At 68.8% G+C, this 26,245-nt stretch carries 21 protein-coding genes; 7 read left to right on the top strand and 14 right to left on the bottom strand.

Going from position 1 to position 26,245, the window contains the following annotated elements:
• Positions 1–330 precede the first annotated feature (330 nt).
• The 12 genes from flgL to SLW55_RS11105 form a co-directional block, all read right to left on the bottom strand.
• Positions 331–1,536 carry a flagellar hook-associated protein FlgL gene (flgL, locus tag SLW55_RS11160; protein ID WP_017915411.1) on the bottom strand — a complete coding sequence of 402 codons (1,206 nt, stop codon included), beginning with the start codon at positions 1,534–1,536 and terminating at the stop codon, positions 331–333.
• Positions 1,533–3,407 (bottom strand): flagellar hook-associated protein FlgK, encoded by a 1,875-nt coding sequence (gene flgK, locus SLW55_RS11155; RefSeq protein ID WP_267099857.1) that lies wholly within the window; start codon positions 3,405–3,407, stop codon positions 1,533–1,535. Before flgK ends, flgL begins: the two co-directional genes overlap by 4 nt.
• Before the next feature lie 11 nt (positions 3,408–3,418).
• A complete protein-coding gene (flgJ, locus tag SLW55_RS11150; RefSeq protein WP_267099856.1) occupies positions 3,419–4,627 on the bottom strand; it encodes a flagellar assembly peptidoglycan hydrolase FlgJ in 1,209 nt (402 codons plus the stop codon).
• A 1-nt stretch (position 4,628) separates the two neighbouring features.
• Positions 4,629–5,747, bottom strand: a complete 1,119-nt coding sequence (locus SLW55_RS11145; RefSeq protein WP_267099855.1) for a flagellar basal body P-ring protein FlgI — start codon at positions 5,745–5,747, stop codon at positions 4,629–4,631.
• A gap of 8 nt (positions 5,748–5,755) precedes the next feature.
• Positions 5,756–6,457, bottom strand: a complete 702-nt coding sequence (flgH, locus tag SLW55_RS11140) for a flagellar basal body L-ring protein FlgH (protein WP_017908575.1) — start codon at positions 6,455–6,457, stop codon at positions 5,756–5,758.
• 23 nt (positions 6,458–6,480) lie between these two features.
• Complete coding sequence (gene flgG, locus SLW55_RS11135) at positions 6,481–7,266, bottom strand: flagellar basal-body rod protein FlgG (protein ID WP_017908574.1); 786 nt, start codon at positions 7,264–7,266, stop codon at positions 6,481–6,483.
• 102 nt (positions 7,267–7,368) lie between these two features.
• Entirely contained in the window at positions 7,369–8,124 is a 756-nt protein-coding gene (locus tag SLW55_RS11130; RefSeq protein ID WP_017908573.1) for a flagellar basal body rod protein FlgF, read from the bottom strand.
• Between the two features lie 106 nt (positions 8,125–8,230).
• A complete protein-coding gene (gene flgE / locus SLW55_RS11125; RefSeq protein WP_267119118.1) occupies positions 8,231–9,454 on the bottom strand; it encodes a flagellar hook protein FlgE in 1,224 nt (407 codons plus the stop codon).
• 29 nt (positions 9,455–9,483) lie between these two features.
• Complete coding sequence (locus SLW55_RS11120; RefSeq protein ID WP_017908571.1) at positions 9,484–10,158, bottom strand: flagellar hook capping FlgD N-terminal domain-containing protein; 675 nt, start codon at positions 10,156–10,158, stop codon at positions 9,484–9,486.
• Positions 10,159–10,199: 41 nt separating this feature from the next.
• Positions 10,200–10,607 carry a flagellar basal body rod protein FlgC gene (flgC, locus tag SLW55_RS11115; RefSeq protein ID WP_017908570.1) on the bottom strand — a complete coding sequence of 136 codons (408 nt, stop codon included), beginning with the start codon at positions 10,605–10,607 and terminating at the stop codon, positions 10,200–10,202.
• Between the two features lie 2 nt (positions 10,608–10,609).
• Positions 10,610–11,008: a flagellar basal body rod protein FlgB gene (gene flgB / locus SLW55_RS11110; protein ID WP_017908569.1), complete on the bottom strand. Its 399-nt coding sequence runs from the start codon at positions 11,006–11,008 to the stop codon at positions 10,610–10,612.
• A gap of 158 nt (positions 11,009–11,166) precedes the next feature.
• Positions 11,167–12,117 (bottom strand): chemotaxis protein, encoded by a 951-nt coding sequence (locus tag SLW55_RS11105; protein ID WP_026143352.1) that lies wholly within the window; start codon positions 12,115–12,117, stop codon positions 11,167–11,169.
• 113 nt (positions 12,118–12,230) lie between these two features.
• Here SLW55_RS11105 and flgA point away from each other — a divergent pair, with 113 nt between their 5' ends.
• The 4 genes from flgA (at position 12,231) to SLW55_RS11085 (ending at position 14,909) form a co-directional block, all read left to right on the top strand.
• Positions 12,231–12,875: a flagellar basal body P-ring formation chaperone FlgA gene (gene flgA, locus SLW55_RS11100; RefSeq protein WP_148828688.1), complete on the top strand. Its 645-nt coding sequence runs from the start codon at positions 12,231–12,233 to the stop codon at positions 12,873–12,875.
• Between the two features lie 66 nt (positions 12,876–12,941).
• Positions 12,942–13,259 (top strand): flagellar biosynthesis anti-sigma factor FlgM, encoded by a 318-nt coding sequence (gene flgM, locus SLW55_RS11095; protein WP_026143351.1) that lies wholly within the window; start codon positions 12,942–12,944, stop codon positions 13,257–13,259.
• A 2-nt stretch (positions 13,260–13,261) separates the two neighbouring features.
• Positions 13,262–13,600: a flagella protein gene (locus tag SLW55_RS11090; RefSeq protein ID WP_026143350.1), complete on the top strand. Its 339-nt coding sequence runs from the start codon at positions 13,262–13,264 to the stop codon at positions 13,598–13,600.
• Positions 13,601–13,685: 85 nt separating this feature from the next.
• Positions 13,686–14,909: an ATP-binding protein gene (locus SLW55_RS11085; protein WP_017908564.1), complete on the top strand. Its 1,224-nt coding sequence runs from the start codon at positions 13,686–13,688 to the stop codon at positions 14,907–14,909.
• Positions 14,910–15,300: 391 nt separating this feature from the next.
• Here the strand turns inward: SLW55_RS11085 and SLW55_RS11080 are convergent, their stop codons facing one another.
• Positions 15,301–17,025 carry an EAL domain-containing protein gene (locus SLW55_RS11080; RefSeq protein ID WP_010341742.1) on the bottom strand — a complete coding sequence of 575 codons (1,725 nt, stop codon included), beginning with the start codon at positions 17,023–17,025 and terminating at the stop codon, positions 15,301–15,303.
• 4 nt (positions 17,026–17,029) lie between these two features.
• Positions 17,030–19,132 carry a PAS domain S-box protein gene (locus SLW55_RS11075; RefSeq protein WP_320745126.1) on the bottom strand — a complete coding sequence of 701 codons (2,103 nt, stop codon included), beginning with the start codon at positions 19,130–19,132 and terminating at the stop codon, positions 17,030–17,032.
• A gap of 163 nt (positions 19,133–19,295) precedes the next feature.
• On the opposite strand from SLW55_RS11075, the gene SLW55_RS11070 reads away from it, so the two are divergent.
• The 3 genes from SLW55_RS11070 (at position 19,296) to SLW55_RS11060 (ending at position 25,701) form a co-directional block, all read left to right on the top strand.
• The gene (locus SLW55_RS11070) at positions 19,296–22,085 is read left to right on the top strand and encodes a bifunctional diguanylate cyclase/phosphodiesterase (protein ID WP_267094077.1); all 2,790 of its coding nucleotides are present in this window, start codon (positions 19,296–19,298) and stop codon (positions 22,083–22,085) included.
• Positions 22,086–22,607: 522 nt separating this feature from the next.
• Positions 22,608–24,365, top strand: a complete 1,758-nt coding sequence (locus SLW55_RS11065) for an ABC transporter permease subunit (RefSeq protein ID WP_295937563.1) — start codon at positions 22,608–22,610, stop codon at positions 24,363–24,365.
• 16 nt (positions 24,366–24,381) lie between these two features.
• Positions 24,382–25,701 carry a nitrate/sulfonate/bicarbonate ABC transporter ATP-binding protein gene (locus SLW55_RS11060; RefSeq protein WP_010341738.1) on the top strand — a complete coding sequence of 440 codons (1,320 nt, stop codon included), beginning with the start codon at positions 24,382–24,384 and terminating at the stop codon, positions 25,699–25,701.
• Positions 25,702–26,245: the final 544 nt, after the last annotated feature.

The raw sequence follows: 26,245 nt of genomic DNA, 5'->3' as shown, positions 1-26,245 counted from the left end.
TGATATCTCCTCTAAGCGATTTGTCCGGCAACCGGTTGGTGCCTGGAGTCTCCGCAGGGGGCCATCAATTTGGCCAGTGCGGCTGGTGATATAAGTAACGGCGACAGGCTCGCAACCTTTAGCGATTTACTGCAGAAAATTTGCCGTTCCGGCGATGCGCAAAACACCAGGAATACCGCGGAGAGCCTTTCTCGGCCGCACTTCGGCAAACTTTAGGGCTGCCTGCGCGTTGTCTACTTATCCAGCGGCGATGACGATCTTTGTATAACGCGAAAGGCCCGGAAGCGTTGCCGCGCTCCGGGCCTTTCTGTATATCCGGTATATCGCCGATCAGCCGAGCCGGTCGAACAGCGACATCCTTTGCATCTGGGTAAAGATGGTCTGTGCCGCTTTCAGCGCCGACTGTTCCAGTTGGTACTGGGAGATCGCCTGGGCGTAGTCGAGGTCGCGCAGCGAGGACAGGGTGGTCTTCAGGGTCACGTCGTTGGAGGCGCGCAGGTCGGTGGCGTTGTCGATCGCCGCGAGCTGGGCGCCGCCGGCGGCGCGCGCATCGATCATCTTCGACGAGGCCTGGGTGATGTCGCGCATCGACGACTGCAGACCGTTCTGCAGCGCAGCCTTGGCGGCCGGAGTAATCGGATCGGTGTTGAGCAGGTTGACCAGGTTGCTGATGGTGGAGAACACGTCCTTGGTGGTCGAGGCGCCGATCTGGAAGCTGTCGCCGGCGGCGGGGGCGCCGTCCACGCGCATCTTCAAGCCGGGCAGGCCAATGCTCTCGCCGGCGGCATAGGTGCCGGTGTTGACCACCGCGCCACTGCTGTCGCGCACTTCATAGGTGGTGGCGGCGGTGAACACGACACTGTAGCTGCTGCCGTTCCAGGCGCTGCCGGAGCCGTCGCGGCTGAAATCCAGCAGCAGGCCGGTGCCGGTGTTGCCGGCGGCCGCATGCGCGTCCACGGTGCCGTCGCCGGTGGGCACGCGCATGAAGATCTCGCTGCCGGGCAGGGTGTCGGAGACCTTGGTGTCCGGTGCCACTTCCACGCTGCGCTGGGTCTGGTTGCCGCTGTAGACCACGTTGCCCGAGACCACGGCGAACGGGGCCGCATCGTCGGCGGTGCCGCCGAACAGGTAGCGGCCGGAGCCGTCGGTGCTGTTGGACAGGCTCAGCAGGCTGTCGTGCAGGGTCTTCAGCTCCGCGGCGATGGCCTTGCGGTCGGGCGTGGTCAGCGCCGAACTATTGGCTTCCACCGTCAGATCCTTGACCCGCGCCATCAGGTCGCCGGCCTGCGCGAGCGAGTTTTCCTGCAGGTTGAGCCGGTTCTGCACGTTGTTGGCGTTGTCGCCGAAGCGCGCCAGCGCGGCCACCGTGCGGTCCAGGCTGACCGCGGTGCCCGCGGCGACCGGATCGTCGGCCGCACTGACGATGCGCTGACCGGTGGAGAGCTGTTGCTGCAGGTGCGAGATCGTCGCCTGCTTGCCGAGCATGGTGTTGAGCGACTGATTGAAGATCATGCCGCTGGAGATGCGATTGCTCATCGGACCGCGCTCAGGATGGACTGGAACAGGGTGTCGGCGGTGGAGATCAGGCGCGAGGCCGCCTGGTAGGCCTGCTGCAGCCGCAGCATGTCCGCCGCTTCCTCGTCGAGGTTGACGCCGGACAGCGAGTCGCGCGCGTCCTGTGCGCTGCTCTGGATCACGTCCTGCGCGTCGGCCGCGTACTTGGCCTGGCGCGCCGCCGAGCCGACCGTGGTGGTCAGGCCGGCCACCGCACCGTTGAGGGTGATGGTGCCGCCGTTGAAGGCCTTGGCATCGTCCAGGTTGGACAGCAGCAGGGCATTGCCGTTGTTGCTCGAGCCGACCCCGGTCGGGCCCACCGCGAAGCTGTCGCCGGCGGACGGGACGCCGTCCATGGTCAGGCTCCAGCCGTTGGCGCTGATGGTCTGGCCGGCGGTGTAGGTCTGCGGCGCGCCGCCGTTGATCGAGTAGTGGGTGGAATCGATGAAGGCGATGTTCGCCGGCGTCAGCAGGTTGGCATTGCTGGCGTTGGTCGCGGTGACATTGCTGACCTTGCCGGTGCCCTGGTTGCTGAGCGTGGCGCTGGCCTGGATCGGCGTCGCCGCGGCGATGCGCGAGGGGTCGCTGATGGCCACGGACAGCTTGCTGATGGCATTGGCGGTGGGCTGCAGCAGGAACTTGTCGCCGCTGGCGGCGGTGCCGGAGACCTGCAGGGTCACGCCGTTGACCACGAACGGATCGGCGTTGGTGCCGGAGCCGCTCATCGGGACGCTGGCGCCGGTGTCGGCGCGGCTGGCGCTCCAGGCGGTGCCGTTGTAGGTCAGCAGCAGGTTCTGCCCGTCGAGCTTGCTCAGGTCGCTGACGTTGGCGGTGAACGCCGCGGTGCCGGTGTTGGCGCTGTTGCCGTCCACGGTCGGCGCCGGCAGGTTGAAGAAATCGCCGCCCATCTGGCCGTACAGGTCCATGCCGGCGCGGTGCTGCTGGTTGTAGCTGCTGGCCACGCCGGTGGCGATGCGGCCGAGTTCGGCCTTGGTCGGATCCAGGACGTTGCTGCGGAACTCCAGGAAGCCGCCAATCTGCCCGCCCAGCGCCTTGCTGGTGAGCGGCGTCGAGCCGCCCGGCGTCTTCAGCGCGATCTGCAGCTTTTCCGGCTGGTAGGGATCGGGACTGGTGACCAGGGTCGACGCATTGGTGCCGACCACCATCGCCTGGCCGCCGGAGGTGTAGACGTTCATCATCCCGCCGTCCTGCTGGATGACGCTGCCGCCGGTGTAGCCGATGAGCTGGCCGATCATCTGGTCGCGGCGATCGAGCAGGTCCGGTGCGGCGGCATTGGCGTTGGAGCCGATCTGGCCGTTGAGCTTGGCGATCTCGGTGGCCAGGCGGTTGGCTTCGGCGGTGCCGGCCAGCAGGCCGTTGTTGACTTCGCTGCCGAGCGAGTCGAGCTGGCCGTTGAGCTGCTTGAAGCGGGTGACCAGCGAATTGCCGGCGTCCAGCAGGTTCTGCCGGTTGGCGCTGGCCGAGGCGTTGGAGGACAGGCCGGTGGTGGCGTCGAAGAAGTTCGACCACTGCCCGGCGATGCTGGTGGCCTTGTCCGAGAACAGCCCGTCGACGCGGCTGGACAGGCTGGAGAGCTGCTTCAGCCGGGCGACTTCGCCGGTGCTGTCGAACAGGCGCGAGATCGCCAGCTGGTCGGCGACGCGGGAGACGTCGGTGATCTGGGTGCCGTTGCCGATGAACTCGCTGCCGTACTGGCTCGGGACCGTTGTCGCGAACGTCGTCCGCTGCCGGCTGTAGCCGTCGGTATTGATGTTGGCGACGTTGTGGCTGACCGTGGACAGGGCCCGCTGGAAGGCGAGCAGGGCGCCGGTACCGGTGGAGAGGATGGACATGGACGGCTACCTCAACGGCGCACGAGGCCGGACGGATCGACGGTGCTGGCCAGCACGCGCTCGATGCCGCCGGCGGCGGCGCTGCCGATCGCGGCCACCGCACGGCCGATGGTCGGGCCGCCGGCGATGGCGGCGATCTTGGCTGCGTAGGCGGGGTCGGTGGCGTAGCCGGCGCGCTGCAGGCCCTGGGCGAAGCCGCGGATGTCGGTGCCGGCCTTCAGCGCCTGCTGGTAGCGCGGATTGGTCTTCAGCAGGCGCACGTAGTCGGCGAAGCTTTCCGCCGGCGAGGAATAGGCACGGAAATCGGCGGTCTGCGCCTGCTTGACCCCATCCACGTACTCGTGGGTGCCGGTGGTCACGCGGTCGCCGTTCCAGCCGGTGGCCTTGATCCCGAACAGGTTGTTGGAACTGGCGCCGTCGCCGCGGGAAATGCCGCGGCGGCCCCAGCCGGTCTCCAGCGCGGCCTGCGCGACCAGGGCGCGCGCGTCCACGCCCAGTTCCTGCGCGGCCTTCTGCGCATGGTTCCAGATCTTGGCGACGAAGCCTTCCGGGGTCCGCTCGCCGAGGCTGGCCGCGGCGGCGTTGGCGGCCGCGGCGGCGCTGGGATCGATGGCAGTGCCGCTGTCGGCGGCCGCCTGCACGTTCGACCAGCGGTCGTCGGCACCGGCCCAGGACAGGCCGGCGCTGCCGTCGGCCGGGCTGCTGCCGATGGCCTGGTGCATGGCGCTGCTCTCGCGGCCTGCGATCATGTCCAGCACCTGCTGCTGCGGGGCGGCGGTCGCCTCGGCGCCGCTCCACGGGCCGACGCCGGCGCCGGCTGCGGCACCGGCGCCGAGCGCGGCCTCGCCCTGCAGCGCCATCGGGCCGTTGCCGGACTGGCCGGACACCAGCGAGTAGGCCTTGGCCGCCTTGGCCGCGCCCAGCGAGGTATTGGCCGGCGTGGTCGCCGCCGGCTGGCCGCCACCGAGCTGCTTGGAGATCATCGCCGCCAGGCCCAGCCCCTTGCCGTCGGTCAGGCCCTTGGCGAGCTGCTGGTCGTACATGTCGCGGAAGGTCTGGTTCTCGCCGGGGAACAGCGAATTGCCGAAACTGGCCTCGCGCATGCTTTTGACCAGCATGTTGGCGAACTGCCCTTCGAGCTGGCGCGAGACCTTGTCGATCTTGGCCGGATCGTTCTGGGTAGAGGCGTGCAGGTCGAAGGGAGCGGCCGAGATACGCATGTCAGATCACCTCCAGCTCCGCGCTCAGGGCACCGGCCTGCTTGAGCGCTTCCAGAATCGCGATCAGGTCGCCAGGCGCGGCGCCGACCTCGTTGACCGCCCGCACGATCTGATCCAGCGAGGTGCCGCCCTCGAACTTGAACATGCGGCTGCCTTCGTTGGTGGCGGTGATGGTGGACTTGGGCGTGGCCACGGTCTGGCCGCCACTCAGCGCATTCGGCTGGCTGACCTGGGTGCCTTCGCTGATGGTCACCGTCAGCGAGCCGTGCGAGATCGCCGCCGGGCTGACCCGGACCTGCGAACCGATCACCACCGTGCCGGTGCGGGCGTTGACCACGACCTTGGCTGCCGCCGCGCCCGGCGACATCTCGACGTTCTCGATCCGTGCCAGCAGGCCGATGCGCGCGCTCTGGTCGGTGGGCGAACGCACCGCCACGGTGGAGCCGTCCACCGCATGCGCGCTGCCGGGGCCGAAGGTGCTTTCCAGCGCCGAGACCATGCGCGAGACGGTGGTGAAATCGGGCTGGTGCAGGTTGAGGGTGATCTCGCCGGTGTTGCCGAACACGTCCGGCAGCGCACGTTCCACCGTCGCGCCGTTGGGGATCAGGCCGACGCTGGGCACGTTCACCGAGATCCGCGAACCGTCCTTGCCCTGCGCGCCGAAGCCGCCGACCACCAGATTGCCCTGGGCCACCGCATAGACCTGGCCGTCGGCACCCTTCAGCGGCGCCATCAGCAGGGTGCCGCCGCGCAGCGAGATGGCGTTGCCGATCGAGGAGACGGTGATGTCGATGGTCTGGCCCGGCTTGGCGAACGCCGGCAGCTGTGCGCTGATCGCCACCGCGGCCACGTTCTTCAACTGCGGATTGACGTTTGCCGGCACGTTGACGCCCAGCTCGCCGAGCATGTTCTTCAGGCTCTGCACGGTGAAGGGCGCCTGGCTGGTGCGGTCGCCGCTGCCGTCCAGGCCGACCACCAGGCCGTAGCCGACCAGCGCGTTGTTGCGCACGCCGCCGACCTGGGCCAGGTCCTTGATGCGTTCGGCCGCGGCCGGCGCGGCCAGGCCGGCGCACAGGGCGACGGCGGCGAGCAGGCGGCAGGGCAGGGACAGGAGAGTCATGGCGGGCCTCAGTACGGCGAGATGCGCGAGTTGAAGAAGCGGCTCAGCCAGCCCATCGCGTTGGACTGCGCGACCGCGCCGCGGCCGCCGTAGGCGATGCGCGCTTCGGCCACCTTGCTGGAGGGAATGGTGTTGTCCGGGGCGATGTCGGCGGCGCGGACCACGCCCTGCACCTGCACCAGTTCGTCGCCCTGGTTCAGCCGCAGGTTCTTCTGGCCCTGGATCACCAGGTTGCCGTTGGGCAGGCGCTGCATCACGGTCACGGTGATGCTGCCCTGCATGGTGTTGCTCTGCGCGGTGTTGCCCTTGCCGGCGAAGCTGCGGTCGCCGCTGGTGGAGTTGTTGAGGATGTTGGTGCCGTTGACGGTGAGCGGCGCGCCCAGCAGCGTCGGCGTGGCCATGGTCACCGCATCCTTCTTGCTGATGCTGGTGTTGGCGGTGCTGCTGGCGTTGGTGCTTTCGACCAGGGTGATGGTCAGCAGGTCGCCGACGTCGCGGGCGCGACGATCGGAGTACAGCTGCAGGCCGGGGCCGGCGGCGTAGATCGCACCCGCGGTCGGCTGCGCCTGCGGCGCCATCACCGGCACGATCGGCGCCATCGGCGCGTACGGACGCACGTCGCCGGCGGCCACGCCCAGACCGGCGCAACCGCCGAGCAGGACCGGCAGCAGCAGCGCGGCGGAGAAGGAGAGAGAGGACAGGCGCGACATGGCGGATTCCGGAGGCGAGGGGATCAGACGTTGTTGTTCAGATAGCCGAGCATCGAGTCGGTGGTGGAGATGGCCTTGGCGTTCATCTCGTAGGCGCGCTGGGTCTCGATCATGCTCACCAGCTCTTCCACCACATTGACGTTGCTGCCTTCCAGCGCGCCCTGCGCGATCTTGCCGAGGCCGTTGAGACCGGGCGTGCCGTTCGTCGCCGGCCCGGAGGCGGCGGTTTCCACATACAGGTTCTGCCCCTGGGCCTGCAGGCCGGAGGGATTGATGAAGTCGGTCAGGGTCAGCGCGCCGACCTGCAGCGCCGCGGCGGTACCGGCGACCTGCACGCTCACCGTGCCGTCGGAGCCGATGGTCACCGACTGCGCGCCTTCCGGGATCTGGATGCCCGGCTGGATCGGGTAGCCGCTGTTGGTGACCAGTTGGCCCTGCGCATCGATCTGGAAGCTGCCGTCGCGGGTGTAGGCCGAGGTGCCGTCCGGCATCTGCACTTCGAAGAAGCCGCGGCCGTTGACCATCACGTCCAGGGCGCGATCGGTCTGCTGCTGGCTGCCCTGCTCGAAATCCTTGGCGGTGGCGACCACGCGCACGCCGGTACCCACCTGCAGGCCCGAGGGCAGCTGCGTCTGCGAGGAACTGGCGCCGCCTGGCTGCCGCAGCTGTTGGTACAGCAGGTCCTCGAAGTTGGCGCGGTCGCGCTTGAAACCGGTGGTGTTGGTGTTGGCCAGGTTGTTGGAGACGACCGACATGCGCGTCTGCTGCGCATCCAGTCCGGTCTTGGCGACCCACAAAGCCTGATTCATGACCCGAGTTCCTCTGATGGTGGCCCCGGCACGACGCGCCGGGGGCGCAGGGAGTGATGCACGTGCCGTGCCAAACCGGCGCCGCTGGCGCCGCGGCGTGCCTTAGCCGTTCAGACGCAGCAGGGTGTTGGCCGACTGCGCGTTCTCGTCGCCGTTCTTGATGACCTTCACCTGCATTTCGAACTGGCGCTGCAACTGGATCATCTGCACCAGCGCGCCGGCGGCATCGACGTTGCTGCCCTCGAGTACCCCGGTTCGCAGCGAATTGCCGGTGGCCGGCGCAAAGGCCTTGGCCGGATCGTCGCTGACGTTGCGCATCAGGCCGTCGGGCCGGCGCGTGAGCTGGTCCGCCGGCGCCTGCACCACCTTCAGCGTGGCGATGGTGCTCATCGCGGTGGGCGCTTCGCCCAGCGGCACGATCGACACCGTGCCGTCGTTGCCGATCTCCAGCGACTGGTGCGGCGGAATCGCCACCGGATTGCCCTGGTCGTCGAGCACCGCATGGCCGCTGGCGGTGACCAGTTGACCGTTCGGGGTCAGCGCCAATTCGCCGCCGCGCGTATAGGCCTCCTTGCCGTCGGCGGACTGCACCGCCAGCCAGCGATCGGCATCCAGCGACAGATCCAGTGGATTGCCGGTCTGGTGCTGGGCGCCGACGTCGCGGTTGAACCCCTGGTCGATGTGCAGCGCATCGATCCGCGACGGATAACCGGCGCCAGGAATCCGATAGGCCTCGGTATTGGCCAGCGCCGCCTTGAACCCGGAGGTCTCGACGTTGGCCAGGTTGTGCGACACGGTGGCCTGCGCCTGCAGCGACGCGCGGGCGCCGGTCATGGCGACGTAGAGGGCTTTGTCCATTGGAGGGAACCGGGAATGGGGAATCGGGAATGGCGGAAAGCGGGAGGTCGGTGGCGGGAACCGCGTTTACGATTCCCGTTTCCCGATTCCCGATTCCCGGTGGTCATCAACGCATATTGATGATGGTCTGCGTGACCTGATCCTGGGTCGAGATCACCTGCGAGTTCGCCTGGAAGTTGCGCTGGGCCACGATCATGTTGACCAGCTGCTCGGTCAGGTCGACGGTCGAGGATTCCAGTGCGCCGGACTGCACGCTGCCGAAGTCCGAGGTCGCCGGCGAGCCGGTGCGGGCGATGCCCGAGGCCGAGCTTTCCGCCCAGGCGTTGTCGCCGAGCGAACTCAGGCCCTGCGGATTGACGAAGTTGGTCACTGCGATCTGGCCCAGCGCCTTGTCGGCGTTGTTGGAGTAGCGCGCGTAGACGATGCCCTTCTCGTCGATGCTGATCGAGTTGAGCTTGCCGCTGGCGTAGCCGTCCTGGGTCGCGCCGCGCAGGGCGAAGGCTTCGCCGTACTGGGTGGACCCGAACACATTCAGGGTCAGCGACAGGGTGCCGGCGCCGGTGGCGGGGGTGAAGGAGCCCAGCGGAATCTTACCGTCGGCCGGGCTGACCAGCGCGCCGCTGTTGGAGAACTGCAGCGTGCTGGCACCGCCGGCGGCGACGCCGTCCACGTAGTTGTAGACGGTCCACTGGTTGGGCGTGGCGGTCTTGACGAAGTACGAGGTCTGCACGTGGGCCACGCCCAGCGAGTCGTACACCGTGGTGCCGCCGCTGGAGTTGTTGTAGCTGTTGGCGTCGTTCGGATCGAACGTGGTCACCGTCGGCGGCTGGGTGTTGCCGGGCAGGGTGAAGGTCAGGTTGACTGTGCTGGTCTGCTTGGGCGGGCTGTCGGTGGTCAGCAGCTGCAGGTCGGTCAGGGTGCCGGCGGCGAAGCCGTTGCCGTTGCTCGCCGGCGGGAACACCTGCAGCCGCGCGCCCTGCGGATTGACCACATAGCCGTTGGCGTCGGTCTGGAAGTTGCCGGCGCGCGAGTACACGCGAGCGCCGTTGTTGGACAGGGTGAAGAAGCCGGAGCCGGAGATGGCCAGGTCCAGGCTGCGCCCGGTCGGATCGATGGTGCCCTGCGAGAACTGCTGGGCGACGTTGCTGACGCGCACGCCTGACCCCACCGCGTTGCGCGCCAGGCCGTAGCCGTTGAGCGTGAACTGGTCGGCGAATTCGGCGCGCGAGCCCTTGAAGCCGGTGGTGTTGGCGTTGGCGATGTTGTTGGCGGTGACGTTGAGGTCGGTATTGGCCGCCCTGAGGCCGGACAGCGATGTATTGAAACCCATGGTGGACTCCTGTGGATGTCGGCGTGGCGTTAGCTGACGCGGAGGACGTTGGTCAGCGGCGTGGTGCCGAGCCCGGTCAGATCGAGATAGATGCCGTCCGATCCGATGATGGCGCTCTCGACCGGCGCCTGGACGTAGGTGGACAGGGACAGTTGGTTGCCCTGGGCATCGGTCTGCCCAGCGGTGATGCTGTAGCTGCCGGCCGGCATGCGCTTGCCGCTGGCGTCGGTGCCGTCCCAGGCGAAATCGAGCTGGCCGGCCTTGTCGGCGGTGAGGCTGATCTTCTTGATCGGCTGGCCGGTGGCGTCGCTGACGGTGACGTCGACCACGCCGGCGGCCTTGGCCGCGACCAGGCCGCCGGTGCTGCCCTCGGCGCCCAGCGGCAGCGTCGCCGACGGCACCAGCACCTTGTGGCCGATCAGGTTGGCGCCGCGCAGCACCTGGTCGGTGCTCATCGACGAGGACAGCGCGGTGACGGTCTTGTTGAGGTCGCCGATGCCCTGCACGGTCGACAGCTGCGCCATCTGCGCGACCATCTGGCTGTTGTCCATCGGCTTGAGCGGATCCTGGTGCTGCAGCTGCTCGGTCATCAGCTTCAGGAAGTCCGCCTGCTGCAGCGCCTTGTTCTTGGTGGTGCTGGTGTTGGCCGAGGCGCTCAGGCCCAGGCTGGAATAGGTGTCGGTGGAGGTGGTGACGCTGCTCATGGAAGCGGTCCTGGGACGTGACGCGGCGGAAGGAGGGCGGATCAGCGGCCCATGGTCAGAGTGGCCAGCGCCAGTTCCTTGGCGGTGTTGAGCACCTCCACGCCGGCCTGGTAATTGCGCGAGGCGGAGATCAGGTTGACCATCTGCGAGACCGGGTCCACATCGGGCGAATAGATGTAGCCCTCGGCGTCGGCAAGCGGATGGCCGGGTTCGTAGCGCTTGATCGGCGGTGCGTTGGTCTGGGCGATTTCCTTGACGTTGACCGAGGTCAGGCTGCTGTCGTGCGGGTTGCGCACCGCCTGGAAGATCGGCTCGATCGGCTTGTAGGCCGCCTCGGCCGAACCGGCCACCGAATCGGCGTTGGACAGGTTGCTGGCGATGGTGCTCATGCGCACCGACTGCGCCTGCAGCGCGGAGCCGGCGACGTCGAAGATCGGCAGGTTGCTCATGCTTATTGGCCCGTGATCGCGGTGAGCATGCTGCGCACCTTGGATTCGAGGAAGCTCAGCGAGGCGCGGTACTCCAGCGCGGCGCGGCCGTAGGCGGCGCGTTCGGCGTCCGGATCCACCGTGTTGCCGTCCATGCTGGGCTGGCTGGCGGCCCGGGTGATCTGAAACGGATTCAGGCCATCGCCGCCGACCGCGATGTGGCGGCTGTCGTCGACCGCGAGCTGGGTGCCTTCGCGCTGTCCCTGCGCGGCACGCATCGCCGCGTCGAAATCCAGGTCCTGGGCCTTGTACCCGGGCGTGTCGACGTTGCTGAGGTTGCTGGCGATCAGCTTCATGCGCTGCTCTCGCAGCGGCAGGGCGTCGCCATGGACGCCGAAGTAGGCTGTGATCGGATTGGACATGGCACGATCCCGCGGTTCGTTGCCGAAACCACAGGCAAGGCGCGTGCCAAAGGCGGGCGCGGGGGCCCGTGAGATCAGGGGGTTGCCTCTGGAGGCGGGGGACGCCCGCGCTCTATTAGAACGTCAGGCAGGCCACGCAGCGAGACGCGGCGCCCGGGTCAGGCGGCCGCTTGCGCTGCCGCGGCGACCACCCGCAGCCGGGTCAGCACGTACTCGGCCAACTCGTTGGGGCTGTACTTGGCCACGAAGGCATTGGCGCCCACGCGCTCGACCATCGCATTGTTGAACACGCCCGACAGCGAGGTGTGCAACAGCACGTACAGGCCGGCCAGCCCGGGGTGACGGCGGATTTCCGTCGTCAGCGTGTAGCCGTCCATCGCCGGCATCTCGATGTCCGAGATCACCATGGCGTAGCGTTCGGCCGGATTCTCGCCGGCGGCGTGGATCTGCAAGAGATGGTCCAGGGCCTGGCGGCCGTCCGACAGCAGGGTCGCGCCGACCCCGAGCTGGTCCAGTACGCTGCGGATCTGCTGCCGCGCCACCCGCGAGTCGTCGACCACCAGCACCTGCAGCTGCGGGCCGGTGAGCGCCAGCGACGGGTCCAGGTTGGCCTCGACCCGGGTCTGGGCGATGTCGGCCAGCACGCTTTCCACGTCGATCACCTGGATCAACTCGCCCTGGAAACGGGTCACCGCGGTCAGGTAGCTGGACTCGGCGCCCAGTTCCGGCGGCGGATGGATGTCCTCCACCGCGATGTTGACGATGCGTTCCACGCCGCTGACCAGGAAGCCCTGGACCGAGCGGTTGAACTCGGTCACCACCAGATAGCCTGGGGCGGTGTCCGCGTTCGGCTCGCGCTCCGGATGGCCGATGGCCAGGCCCAGGTCGAGCACCGGCACCGAGCGCCCGCGCACGTCGGCGACGCCGGAGAATTGCAGCGGCAGCCCCGGCACCTGGAACAGCTCCGGCCGGCGCAGCACTTCCTGCACCTTGAAGACGTTCACGCCAAAAAGCTGACGACCGCCCAGCCGGAACAGCAGCAGGGCAAGCCGGTTGTGGCCCGCCAAGCGGGTGCGCTGGTCGATTCGGTTGAGAAGGTCATGACTCATGGCGTTCATATCGGCGCCTGCGCGGCGGAACTTGAGGGCGCGGTCCGGATCGGTCGTGCGGTTTGCGGCACGGCCTTTGCATGGTGCCGGCGACCTTTCCCAGAGAGACGGCGATGCGCCCGATCCTATTGCTGGTCCTGCTGGCGGCGACGCCGGCCTGGGCTGCGGACTTCCAGCCGGTGGAGTCGATCCGTGCCGCGGCGCTGTCGCTGGCCGGGGCCGACGCCGATGCCGAAGCGACACTGGACCCCTCGGTGCGGGTGCCGCTGTGCCCGGTGCCGCTGCAGGCGCAGCCGACCGGCACCACGACCGTGGAGGTGAGTTGCCCGCGCGAGACCGGCTGGCGGCTGTTCGTCCCGGTCAAGGTGCGGCGCATGCAGCATGTGCTGGTGCTGGCGCGCGGCCTGTCCGCTGGAGAAACCATCGGCGCGGCCGATATCGTCCCCGAGAAACGCGACGCGGCGCGTATCGTCGGCGCCGCGATGACCGAGCCGGAAGCGGCGATCGGCAAGGTGGTGCGGCGAACCCTGCCGGCCGGCACCCTGCTGTCCGCCACCGACCTGGTCGCGCCGCGGCTGGTCCGGCGCGGCGACAATGTGGCGCTGGTGGCACGCAGCGGCGGCCTGGAAGTGCGCATGTCCGGGCGTGCACTGGGCGATGCGGGCGAAAACGAGCGGGTGACCGTCGAAAACCTGTCGTCCAAGCGCATCGTTCAGGGAACTGTGTCACAAAATGGCGACGTTTTAGTGACGCGCTAAGAATCCGGCTAAAGTTCTCCGACGCTGTGCCGTTACCTACACCGAACCCGTAACAGGATGTCCGTCATGACCCAGAAAATTGAAGGGAGTTTGCCGAGCCCGGCCACCCTTCGCACGTCGTCCGTCTCGACCAAGGCCGCCTCCGGCGCGTCCGAGGAAGGCAAGGAGCGTGCGGTCGGTGCGGCCGCAGCCACCGATAGCCTGCGCCTGACCGGCGAAGCGTCCGGCCTGCAGACCCTGCAGCGCCAACTGTCGGCCGCGCCGGCGGTGGACAGCAGCCGCGTCGATGCGGTGCGCTCGGCGCTGCAGAACGGCAGCTACAAGATCAACCCCGACGCGATCGCCAGCCGCATGATCGACATGGATCGGCAACTCGGCGCATGAACATGTCCGTGACCAACCCCCTGCAGCAGCTCAGCGACGCGCTCGCCGGCGAGCGCCAGGCGTTGTTGGATCACAACGTGGAAGGCCTCATGCAGGCGACCAGCGCCAAGCTGGCGGCACTGCGCGCACTGGAGGCCGACGTGCCCGCCGGCGCCGAGGCCGAACTGCGGCTGCGTGAGCTGGCTGACGCCAATCGCGCCAACGGCGCGCTGCTGTCGCGGCGCCGACGCGAGGTCAACTGGGCGCTGCGCCACCTCGGCCGCAGCGAGAGCGCGTCGTCCTACGACGCCAACGGCGAGTCCAGCACGCCGCTCTCCCAGCGTCCGCTGGCGGTCGCCTAAGCCGCGGCGCACTCCCACTGCGGGACGCGCATCCGCCGGCGGCAACGGCGTATATTGGGCATCCATCGATCGCCCGCCGCCTGTCGTGAATTTCGCCGAAATCAATCCCAACGCACCGCTCGTCCTGCCCGCACGCGAGAACCTGCTCGCCCTGAGCGAACTGCTGTACGAAGGCGTGGTGCTGTTCCGCGCCGACGGCCAGTTGCTGCTCGCCAACAGCGCCGCGCGCCGCCATCTCTCCTCCAGCGCCGACACCGGCGCATTGGCCTCGCATCTGGCGCAGTGGCTGCCGGGCGACGCGCTGTCGCAGGCGCGCAGCAGTGGCCGCTGGAGCGGCAGCCTGCCGACCGAACAGCACGTGGTGCTGGCGCACCTGTACTTCCACGCCGACGCGGACGGCGGCCATTACCTGATGCTGATCCAGGGCATCGAAGGCCAGCAGGACTACGAGCAGGAACTGCAGCAACGCCACGCCGAGCTGCGCCAGGCCTACCTGCGCCTCAACGGCGCCCAGGAAAAACTGCTGCAGTCGGAGAAGATGGCCTCGATCGGCCAGCTCGCCGCCGGCGTCGCCCACGAGATCAACAACCCGATCGGCTATGTCCATTCCAACCTGGGCAGCCTGCAGGAATACCTGCGCAGCCTGTTCACCCTGATCGAGGCCTACGAGCGCGCCCTGCGCGCGCCGGATCCGAAGGCGCTGATCCCGGAAATCGACGACATCCGCAACCGTTTCGACATCGACTTCATCAGCCGCGACCTGCCGCAGCTGATGGCCGAATCGCGCGAAGGCATCGAGCGGGTCACCCGCATCGTCCGCGACCTGAAGGACTTCTCCTATTCCGGCCGCGAGGAGTCATGGAAGCTGGTGGACCTGCATTCGGGCCTGGAATCGACGATCAACATCATCTGGAACGAGCTCAAGTACAAGGTCACCCTGGAGCGCCACTACGGCAATCTGCCGCTGGTGGAGTGCCTGCCGTCCGAGCTCAACCAGGTGTACATGAACCTGCTGCTCAACGCCGGCCAGGCGATCGGCGAGCGCGGCACCATCGTGGTCAGCACCGGCCAGGACGGCGAGGAGGTGTGGATCGAGTTCAAGGACTCCGGCGCCGGCATTGCGGCGGACCTGCTGCAGCGCATCTTCGACCCGTTCTTCACCACCAAGCCGGTCGGCAGCGGCACCGGCCTGGGCCTGTCGATCTCCTACGGCATCGTCAACAAGCACCACGGCCGCATCGACGTCAGCAGCGTCGTGGGCGAGGGCTCGACGTTCCGGATCGTGATTCCGGTTAGGCAGCCCAAGTAGCTGGGAATGGGGAGTCGGGAATGGGGAATCGGAACAGCGGGAGCGCTGCCGCTGCCGCTTTCCGCACCCGATGTCGTTTCAATGAACTGACCTGAAAAACGAAAAGCCGCAATGCGGCTTTTCCCATTCCCGATTCCCCGTTCCCGATTCCCGGCCCTCAGGACCCCGCATCCCGCCGCTGTTCAAGGCTCGACGTTCCGGATCGCGATTCCTGTTAGGTAGCCCTAATAGCTGGGAATGGGGAATCGGGAATGGGGAATCGGAAAAGCGGGAGCGCTGACTCTGTTCGATTTCCGTGTACCCGATGTCGCCTCAATGACCTGACCTGAAAAAAGAAAAGCCGCGATGCGGCTTTTCCCATTCCCGATTCCCCGTTCCCGATTCCCAGCCCTCAGGGCCCCGCATCCCGCCGCTGTTCGTCGTGCGTGCGGAAGGCCTGGCGGATGTGTTCGCGCAGTTCGTCGTCGTTCCACGGCTTGGTCAGGAAGCGGTAGATCGCGCCGCGGTTGATCGCGTCGGTAACGGTGGCCAGGTCGGTGTAGCCGGACAGGACCAGGCGGATGGTGTCGGGGTAGAGCATCTTCACCCGGCCCAGGAATTCGGTGCCGCTCATGTCGGACATGCGCTGGTCGGACAGGATCACCTGCACGTCGTTGGTGGCGAGCAGGTCGAAGGCGTCGCGGACGTTGCCGGCGGCGAGGATGCGGTAGCCGTCGCGGCGGAACAGCCGCACCAGCGAGCGCAGCACGTTCTCTTCGTCGTCGAGCAGCAGCAGGGTGCGGTCCGGGCGGGTCTCGGTGAACGATTCCGGGCGCAGGTAGCGCCGGCGCAGGGCCATGCCGGCGGCTTCGGCCGACATCGGTTCGCCGAACAGGTAGCCCTGGAAGATGTCGCAGTCGTTGCGGCGCAGGAAGCCCAGCTGCGCCTGCGATTCCACGCCGTTGGCGATCACCACCATGCCCAACTGGTGGCCCATGGCGATGATCGCGCGGGCGATCGCCGCCTCGCGGTTGCCGGCCGGCGCGCTCTTGATGAAGCTGCGGTCGATCTTCAGCTTGTCCACCGGGTAGCGCACCAGCGCGCTGAGGCTGGAGTCGCCGGTGCCGAAGTTGTCCAGGCTCAGGCTGATGCCTTCGCGGCAGAGATTAGCCAGGGTCTCGTGGACGAAGTTGACGTTGTTGGTCAACGCGCTCTCGTTGATCTCCAGCACCACCATCTGCGGTGGCACCCCGGCCGCCTGCAGCGCCGACATCACCTCGTTGAAGAAGGTCGGGCGCAGCAGTTGCAGGGTGGAGACGTTGACCGCGATGGTGAAGTCGTCGAAGCCCTGATCGCGCCACAGCCGCGCCTGGCGCAGCGCGCCTTCCATCACCCAGGTGCCGATCTGCACGATCACGCCCAGGCGCTCGGCGGTGCGCATGAAGCGCTCCGGCACCAGGATGCCCAGGGTCGGCGACTGCCAGCGCAGCAGCGATTCCATGCCGACCACGCGGCCGTCGCGTGCGCTGACCATCGGCTGGTAGCGCAGGCGCAGCTCGCCGTTGGGAATGGCGTCGACGATCTGCCGCGAGATGATGCTCTCGCTGTGCGCGCTGGGCGGGCCGTCGGCGGCGTACAGGCGCACCAGGTTGCCGCCTTCGCGCGCGGCCTGGTAGACCGCGTCCTCGGCGAAGTCGAGCAGGGTCGATAACCGCGTGGAATGCTCCGGGCACAGGCTCACGCCGATCTTGCCGGTCATGAACAGGGTGTACGGCAGCACCGACAGCGGCAGCTCGATCTGCTGCCGGATCTCCTCGGCGAAGGCTTCCGGCGGCGGCACGTCGGCGGTGCGCGGTACCGCCATCACCAGTTCGTCGCTGCCGTGGCGCCACAGCAGGCCGCGGCCGCGCAGGTGCGCCTGCAGCCGGTGCGCCAGCAGCGCCAGCGCCTGGTCGCCGACCTCCGGGCTCATGTTCTCGTTGATCGAGGCGAAGTGGTCGATGTCGATGTGCAGCAGCATCACCCCCGGCCCGCCGGCGAGCGCCTCGGCGATCATGCCGGTCAGGGCGGGATGGCCCGCACCCAGGCGCGACGGCAGTTCGTCGTCCACGGGTACGGCGCTGGCGGGATTCCACATCGGCTCAGGTTCCAGGCGGGGGCGACGGTGGTGCCGCGGTGGTGTAGGGCAGGCACAGCGTCACCCGGGTGCCGGCGCCGGGCGCGGTGTCGATCTGCAGGGTACCGCCGGCGCTCTGCGCGCGCTCGCGCATCACGATCAGGCCCAGGCCGCGCGGCCCGGCCGGATCGAAACCGTCGCCATCGTCGACCACTTCCAGGCGCAGGCGCTGGCGTTCCTCGTCGCCGAGGGTCATCCGCACCTCGCCGGCGCTGGCATGGCGCAGCACGTTGGTCAGGCTCTCCTGGGCGATGCGGAAGCAGGCCTGTTCGACCTCGCCGCTGGGGCGCTCGGGCAGGGTGGCGATGTCCAGGTGCAGGCGCACCGGCGACGCGCGGAACAGCATGCCGGCCTGCCAGCGCAGCGCCGCTTCCAGGCCCAGCGCGTCCAGCTGCGGCGGCCGCAGCAGCGTGGAGAGGTTGCGCAGCTTGGTGATGCTGCTGTCGGCAAGGCTCACGATCTCGCTGAGGTCCTCGCGGCGGCGCTCGGCGTCGGTCTCGTCCAGCGCCGCGTGCGCCGACAGCTTCATCGCGGTGATCGCCTGGCCGATGTCGTCGTGCAGGTCGCGCGAGATCGCGCGGCGCTCGTCTTCCTGCAGCGAGAACAGGCGTCGGGCCATCGCCTGCAGTTCGCGGTTGCTCTGCGCCAGCGCATCGCGCATGCGCTCCGGTTCGCTGAGGTCGCGCACGATCAGCAGCTTGCAGTCGCGGCCGCTGTAGCGGACGTTGCCGAACGACAGCCCGGCATGGAACAGCGAGCCGTCGCGGCGGCACATGCGTGCGGTGGCGCCGCGTTCGCCCTTGGCCCCGGCCGCGCCCATCCGTTGCCGTACCAGCGCCAGGTCGGCGCTGTCGACCAGGCCCTGCAGCGGCTCGCCGAGCAGGTTCTCGCCCTCGAAGCCGAACTGCCCGGCGCAGGCGGCGTTGGCGTACAGCACGTGTTCCTGGTGCAGGATCGCCACGCCGTCCGGCAGCACCCGCACCAGTTCGCGGAACTGCTCCTCGCGCTCGTGCAGCAGGCGCCGCGAGCGCTCGTGCTCGGTCACGTCCTGCAGGGTGCCGTGCACGCAGGCGCCGCCTGCGTCGTCGCTGGACGATTCGGCGCGCAGATGCAGCATGCGCGCCTGGCCGTCGGCGGCCAGCACCGGCAGCAGCATGTCCAGTTGCAGCGGCGCGCTGCCGCACAGGTCCTCGATCACCCGCTGGATGCGCGTCTGCGAGGCCACGTCGGGCGGCACCAGCAGCTCTTCCAGGCGGTGCTGGCGCGGCTGGTCCGGCACGCGCCGGCCGAGCATCCGGTAGACCTGCTCGGAGTAACTGCCCAGGCCGCTGGCCCGGTCCAGTTGCCAGGAGCCCAGCCGCGCGATCGACTGCGCTTCCTGCAGATGCTGCAGGGCCTGATCGCGGCGGCGCTGCGCGTCGTACTCGGCGCTGCGGTCGCTGATGACAACCAGCCGCGCCTGCCGGCCGTGGTAGTCCAGGCTGGTGCTGCGCGCCTCGGCCATGCACTGGGTGCCGTCGCGCAGGCGCAGCGGCTCGGCCACCACGCAGGTCTTGGACGGGGTCTGCCGGATCGTCTCGATCACCTCGGCCAGGCGGGCGCTGGCGCTGGGCGGCCACAGCCGCGCCAATTCCAGTCCGACGAACTCGTCGTGCGACCAGCCGAAGAAGGCGACCGCGGCGGGGTTCACGTCGAGGATGCGCAGGCTTTCCAGGTCGTAGACCAGCATCGGGCTGGGATTGGCGTGGAACATCTGCCGGTAGCCGGCCTCCGACAGCGCCAGCCGGGTGTGCGCCTGCACGGCGGCGCGCACCAGCGGGCGCAGCAGGTAGTACAGGGCGATTGCAGTCAGGGTCAGGAACAGGGCGTCGTTGACCAACTGCAGGACGATCAACGTGCGGGGATCGTCTACGAAATGCGCCAAAACCAGGTCGCTGCCGATCGACAGCGCCAGTCCCAGCAGCACGTACAGCAGCACCACCCGCCAGATGCCGCGGTCCAGGCGCTGCGCCAGGCGCATGCCGGAGGTCGCCTGATGGGGCAGGGAGCTGTCGCGTTGTGGTTGCATGCCCCGGCAGCCTGCTGCGGTGGTCCGTGTCCGGCGGACATCTTAGCCGCTGACGGCCGCCGCGGCCCATGGTCGGGCGGTGCGGGCGCTCAATTAATGCCGCCGGGTGCCGTTATCACCTTCGACCGCTGGCCTTCAGGGCGGCGAAACGGAGCATCTCGGCGTGGATCAAGGCGTCATCGCAAGCTTGCTGCAGCACCCGCTCACCTCGGCGCTCGTCCTGTTGGACGCCGACGGCAGGCCGCTGGCGGCGAACCGGGCAGCGCAGGCACTGGAGCTGCCGCGCACCGTGGAGGCGTACGCCGAGTTGTTGCGTGCGGCCCGCGAGCGCCTGTTCGGCGGCGAGACCATGCTGGCCTGCGCCTTGCCCGGCACCGCCGGGCGACGCCTGGACGGCTGGCTGCGCGCGGTGCGCGACGACAGCGGCGGCCTGCTGGCCTACACCCTCAGCGTGCCCGAACCGGTCGGCAGCGACGGCGCCACCCGCTGGGAGATCGCCCTGGACAGCGCCGAGCACGGGCTGTGGGACTGGGACATCCCCAGCGACACCATCTTCCGCTCCGAGCGCTGGAAGCGGATGCTCGGCTACGCTGGCGATGCTCCGGCCGACGGCCTGAACGCGTTGCTGCCGCTGGTCCACGGCGACGACCAGGAGCGCCTGCGCCAGGCGATCCGCGCGCATTTCGAGGGGCGCACCGAAACCTATATGTGCGAGTTCCGCCTGCGCCGGCAGGACGGGCAGTGGCACTGGATCCTGGACCGCGGCCGCATCGTCGCGCGCACCGCCGACGGCAGTCCGCTGCGCATGATCGGCACGCACACCGACATCCACGAGCAGAAGCTGCTCGAGCAGCGCCTGCGCGACCAGCAGACCCTGCTGCGCGAGGCGCAGCGCATGACCCGCATGGGCAGCTGGTCCTGGGATCCGCTGCGCGACCGGGTGTGGTGCTCGCGCGAATTCCTGCGCGTCACCGGGCTGGACGAACAGCAGGCGCCGAGCAGCCGCGGGTGGCTGCGCCTGCTCAGCCGCGATTCGATGGCGCAGCTGATCTCGGTGTGGCGGCGCATGGCCCGCGAGGCCAAGCCGGCCAACTTCGAGGTCGAGCTGGTGTGTGGCAGCGAGTCGCCGCTGCACCTGCGGGTGTGGGCGCAGCCGCAGGTGGAGGCCGACGGCCGCATCCAGCGCGTGCTCGGCCAGGTGCAGAACATCACCGAGCAGCGCCAGACCGACGCCCTGATCCGCTGGCGCACCGAGCTGCTCAACCGCGTCTCGGCGCTGGGCAAGATCGGCGGCTGCGAGATCGAGGTCGGCACCCGGCGCATGCAGTGGACCGAGGAGTGCTACCGCATCCATGGCCTGCGCAAGGAGGCCATCGATCTGGATCACGCGCTGGCCTTGTACACCCAGGACTCGCGCGATGCGTTCGAGTCGGCGCTGGTGCGCATCACCGAGGGCGGCCTGCCGGAGCAACTGGATCTGTGCTTCCACCGCCCGTCCGGGCAGCGCATCTGGGTGCAGGTGCTGATCGAGCTGGACGAACGCGACGGCCTGCCGCCGCGCTTCGTGGTGCTGTTCCGCGACATCACCCGCGAACGCGAGGCCAGCGAGCGCATCGAGCTGCTGGCCCACTACGACCTGCTGACCGGCCTGCCGAACCGGCAGCTGCTGCGCGAGCAGGCCGAGAAGGCGATGCACGAGGCGGTGGAGCGCGGCACCACGCTGGCGATGCTGTTCGTCGACCTGGACGGCTTCAAGAGCATCAACGATTCCTTCGGCCACGCCACCGGCGACGCGCTACTGAAGCTGGCGGCCACCCGCATGCACCAGCAGCTGCGCACCAGCGACCTGTTCGGCCGTTTCAGCGGCGACGAGTTCGTGGTGGTGCTGCGCGACCTGGCCGAGCCGGGCGATGCCGGGCACGTGGCGCGCAAGCTGATCGCGGCGCTGGCCGAGCCGCTGCACAGCGGCGAGAACGTGATCAAGATCGGCGCCAGCATCGGCATCGCGCTGATGGAGGAGGGGCGCCAGGACTTCGACGGTCTGCTGCGCGCCGCCGACGCGGCGATGTACGCGGCCAAGGAGTCCGGACGCAACACCTGCCATTACTACAGCCAGGACGTGCTGCTGCGCGCGCAGCGGCGCCTGGAGATCGAGCATGCGCTGCATGGCGCGCTGGACCGCGAGGAGTTCTCGCTGGTGTACCAGCCGCTGGTGCACGCGGCGGGCGAGCGCGCGCCGGCGGTGGAAGCGCTGCTGCGCTGGCATCGCCCCGGCCACGGCCATTGCAACCCGGCCGAGTTCATTCCGATCGCCGAGGAATGCGGCGAGATCGTGCGCCTGGGCGACTGGGTGATCGGCGAGGCCTGCCGCCAGGCCGCGGCCTGGGATGCGGCGGGGCTGAGCTTCGACCGGGTCTCGGTGAACGTCTCGGCGATGCAGTTGCGCGACCGCGGCTTCGCCGAACGGGTCATCGAGTTGTGCCAGCGCAATGGCTGGTCGCCGAAGCGGCTGGAGCTGGAGCTGACCGAGTCGGCGCTGATCCGCGACAGCGAATCGCTGCGCCGCTGCTTCGAACTGTTCGAGCAGGAAGGCGTGCTGCTGGCGGTCGACGACTTCGGCACCGGCTTCTCCAACCTGCATTACCTCAATCGCTTCCCGGTGCAGCGCCTGAAGATCGACCGCAGCTTCGTGCAGGACATGCTGCACGACAGCGGCACCGCCAAGGTCACCCAGGCGATCGTGCAGCTCGGCCACGCGCTGGGCATGCAGGTGGTGGCCGAGGGCGTGGAAACCGTGCAGGAAGAGGCCTTGCTGCGCGAGCAGGGCTGCGACGAGATCCAGGGCTATCTGCACGCGCGGCCGCTGCCGCCACGCGAGCTGGCCGCCTGGTTGCGCGCGCGCCAGCAGGTGGCGCCGGCCACACACCCGCGGCTGGTGCTGGCTGCGCAGTGAATGTGCGGCGCCGCGTGCGCCGCACGGGCTTGCGGCGACGCAGCAGCTGGCTATACTGCGCGCGCCCACCGTTTTCCGGCCAGAGGCCACCTTCCTTGGACAGTCATCCTAGACCGACGCTGCAGCGACAGAGCTGACAGGACCGCCACGGTCTGGGTCGTCCCAGATGGGTCCCGTCCGCTCAGGACGGGATCGTTCGCCAGCCCCGCGCGGTGCTGGCCTTGATTCCGAGAGTGCGCAAGCCCGATCCGCGAGGACTCCGAGCGTAGCCCCTGGCGTTGCCCATCGTCGGAGCCGCCCATGCGCCTGCCATCGCCATCCTCCCTGAGCCGTCCGTCGCTGCGCGGTTGCGTCGTGTGGCGACGGCGTGCGTGCACCGCATTGTCTGGGGACACCCGCGCGGCCGGCAGCGGCTGACGCACGGCGTACATCTTCCCCGGTCACACTGGGCGGTCCGCTTCGCGACCCGCGCCAGCGTCCTTTTTCCTGCGGCGTTCGCTGCCGCTCCTGCCGGATCTTCCCATGCTGCCATTCGCCCGCGACCGCTCCGCGCCCGGACAGCTCGCCGCACGCCCCGGCGTGCTGCCCAACCTGCACGATCTTGCGGTGTTCGCGCTGCTGCTGGGCCTGGGTGCGTTGCTGCTGCACGGCGCATCCGACATGCGCGCGCCGCTGCCGCCGGCCGGCACCGCCGCGGTGTCGCTGGACCTGTGGCAGCTCCCCGAATACGGCCTGCGCACCACCTTGCGCATGTTCGCGGCGATGGCCGCCTCGCTGGTGTTCACCTTCGTGGTGGCGACCCTGGCCGCCAAGAGCCGGCGCGCCGAGCGGGTGATCGTGCCGGCGCTGGACATCCTGCAGTCGGTGCCGGTGCTGGGCTTCCTTACCTTCACCGTGACCTTCTTCCTGGGCCTGTTCCCCGGCCGGCAGATCGGCGCCGAACTGGCTTCGATCTTCGCCATCTTCACCAGCCAGGCCTGGAACATGGCGTTCTCGTTCTACCAGTCGCTGCGCAACGTGCCGCGCGACCTGGACGAGGTGTCGCGCGGTTTCGGGCTCAGCGCCTGGCAGCGTTTCTGGCGGCTGGAGGCGCCGTACGCCACGCCCTCGCTGATCTGGAACATGATGATGTCCATGTCCGGCGGCTGGTTCTTCGTGGTCGCTTCCGAGGCGATCAGCGTCGGCGACCACACCCTGGAATTGCCCGGCATCGGCTCGTACCTGGCGCTGGCGATCGCGCAGCGCAACTTCGCCGCGGTCGGCTGGGCGGTGGTGGCGATGGCGGTGCTGATCGCCCTGTACGACCAGTTGCTGTTCCGCCCGATCGTGGCCTGGTCGGACAAGTTCCGCGCCGAACTCACCGCCTCGCAGGACAAGCCGCAGTCGTGGCTGTACGACCTGCTGCGGCGCACGCGCCTGGCCAAGCGCCTGGTCGCACCGCTGGCCTGGGTCTGGCAGCGCGCCATGCTGGTGCGCTGGGCGCCGCGGCAGCAGCCGCAGCCCGTGGCGGCGCCGCGCGCACCGGGCCGCAGCGGAGTGTGGGGCGACCGGCTGTGGAGTGCGGCGCTGGCCCTGGCCGGTGCGGCCGCGGCCTGGTTCGCCTACGACTACGGCCGCCACCACCTGGGCCTGCACGACCTGGCCGAGGCCTTCGGCGGCGGCCTGGCCACGCTGCTGCGGGTGGTGGTGCTGATCGCCCTGGCCAGCGTGGTGTGGGTGCCGATCGGGGTGTGGATCGGGCTGCGCCCGAAGGTGGCGCAGCGGGTGCAGCCGCTGGCGCAGTTCCTGGCCGCGTTCCCGGCCAACGTGCTGTTCCCGTTCGCGGTGCTGGCCATCGTCAGCACCGGCGCCGATCCCAACATCTGGCTGTCGCCGCTGATGATCCTCGGCACCCAGTGGTACATCCTGTTCAACGTGATCGCCGGCGCCAGCGCGTTCCCCACCGATCTGCGCGAGGCCGCAACCATCTACCACCTGCGCTCGTGGACCTGGTGGCGGCGGGTGATCCTGCCCGGCATCTTCCCGTACTACATCACCGGTGCGTTGACCGCGTCGGGCGGTTCCTGGAACGCCAGCATCGTGGCCGAACTGGCCAGCTGGGGCCACACCCAGGTGCAGGCCTACGGCCTCGGTGCCTACATCGCCCGCGCCACCGCCGCCGGCGACGGCCCGCGGGTGCTGCTCGGGGTGGCGGTGATGTCGCTGTTCGTGACCCTCTTCAACCGTGCGGTCTGGCGACGTCTGTACGTCTTCGCCGAACGCCGCCTGCGTTTCGACTGATTCCTGGAGACCGACCATGAGCTATTCCGCAAGCGTGCCCGAGCGCGCCCCGCTGGTCCGCGTGCAGGGTGTGCGCAAGACCTACGACAAGGGCGGGGCGACGCCGCTGGTGGTGCTGGAGGACGTCGACCTGACCTTGCACTCGGGGCAGATCGTCGGCCTGCTCGGCCGTTCCGGCTCGGGCAAGTCGACCCTGCTGCGCGCCATCGCCGGGCTGCTGCAGCCCAGCGCCGGCAGCATCGCCTTCCGCGATGCCGCGCCGGGCCAGGTCGCCGACGACATCGCCATGGTGTTCCAGAGCTTCGCCCTGTTCCCATGGCTGACCGTGCTGCAGAACGTGGAAGTGGGCCTGGAGGCGCGCGGCGTGGCCGCCGACGAGCGCCGCCGGCGCGCCCTGGCGGCGATCGACCTGATCGGCCTGGACGGCTACGAGGGCGCCTACCCGAAGGAACTGTCCGGCGGCATGCGTCAGCGTGTGGGCCTGGCGCGGGCGCTGGTGGTGCGGCCGAAGCTGCTGCTGATGGACGAACCGTTCTCGGCGCTGGACGTGCTGACCGCCGAGACCCTGCGTACCGACCTGCTCGACCTGTGGTCGGAAGGGCGCATGCCGATCGAATCGATCCTGATGGTCACCCATAACATCGAAGAAGCGGTGCTGATGTGCGATCGCATCGTGATCTTCGGCGCCAATCCGGGGCGGGTGATCGGCGAGATCGAAGTGACCCTGCCGCAGCCGCGCAATCGCCTGGCGCCGGCGTTCCGCGCCCTGGTCGACGACATCTATGCGCGCATGACCGCCAGCCCGCAGCGGCCGCAGACCCGCGAGGGCGTGTTCCCGGGCAGCGGCATCGCCATGGTGTTGCCGCGCGTCTCGAGCAACCTGCTGGCCGGCCTGATCGAGGCGGTGGCGGCCGAGCCCTACCATGGCCGCGCCGACCTGCCGCCGCTGGCGGCCGGCCTGCAGCTGGAAGTGGACGAACTGTTCCCAATCGCCGAGACCCTGCAACTGCTGCGTTTCGCCGTGTTCGAACAGGGCGACCTGCAACTGACCCCGGCCGGGCAGCGCTTCGCCGAACTCGGGACCGACGCGCGCAAGCAACTGTTCGCCCAGCACCTGGCCACCTACGTCCCGCTGGCCGCGCACATCCGCCGCGTGCTCGACGAACGCCCGGCGCATCACGCACCGGCGCGCCGCTTCCGCGACGAACTGGAAGACCACATGTCCGAGGCCTACGCGGCGGAGACGGTCCAGGCGGTCACCAGCTGGGCGCGCTACGCCGAGTACTTCGCCTATGACAAGCAGGCGGACCTGTTCTCGCTGGAGAATCCGAGCTGAACCTTGCTCGCCGCCGAATGTGCCTTTGCAGCAACGATGTCGCGATCTGGTCGGAGTCGTTGTGGGAGGGACTTCAGTCCCGACTGCAGGCACATCGAAGCGCCGGACGGCATCACGCGTCGCGACTGAAGTCGCTCCCACAGTGACGCTTGCCCACGGCCGGTGGGAGGAGGGTTCAGGCGCGCGCCTGGATGCGACGCCGGTCGGTCGATGTGTCGTAGCTCGCCGCCGAATGCGCCTTTGCAGCAACGATGTCGCGATCTGGTCGGAGTCGTTGTGGGAGGGACTTCAGTCCCGACTGCAGGCGCATCGAAGCGCCGGACGGCATCGCGCGTCGCGACTGAAGTCGCTCCCACAGTGACGCTCGCCCACGGCCGGTGGGAGAAGGGTTCAGGCACGCGCCTGGATGCGACGCCGGTCGGTCGATGTGTCGTAGCTCGCCGCCGAATGCGCCTTTGCAGCAACGATGTCGCGATCTGATCGGAGTCGTTGTGGGAGGGACTTCAGTCCCGACTGCAGGCGGCCGGCCAGGCACGTGTCGCTC

Source organism: Xanthomonas sp. LF06-19 (assembly GCF_034105425.1).
Classification (GTDB): Bacteria; Pseudomonadota; Gammaproteobacteria; order Xanthomonadales; family Xanthomonadaceae; genus Xanthomonas_A; species Xanthomonas_A sontii.
The sequence above is the reverse complement of the archived record's forward strand: the minus strand, read 5'-3'. Positions and strand labels throughout refer to the sequence as shown.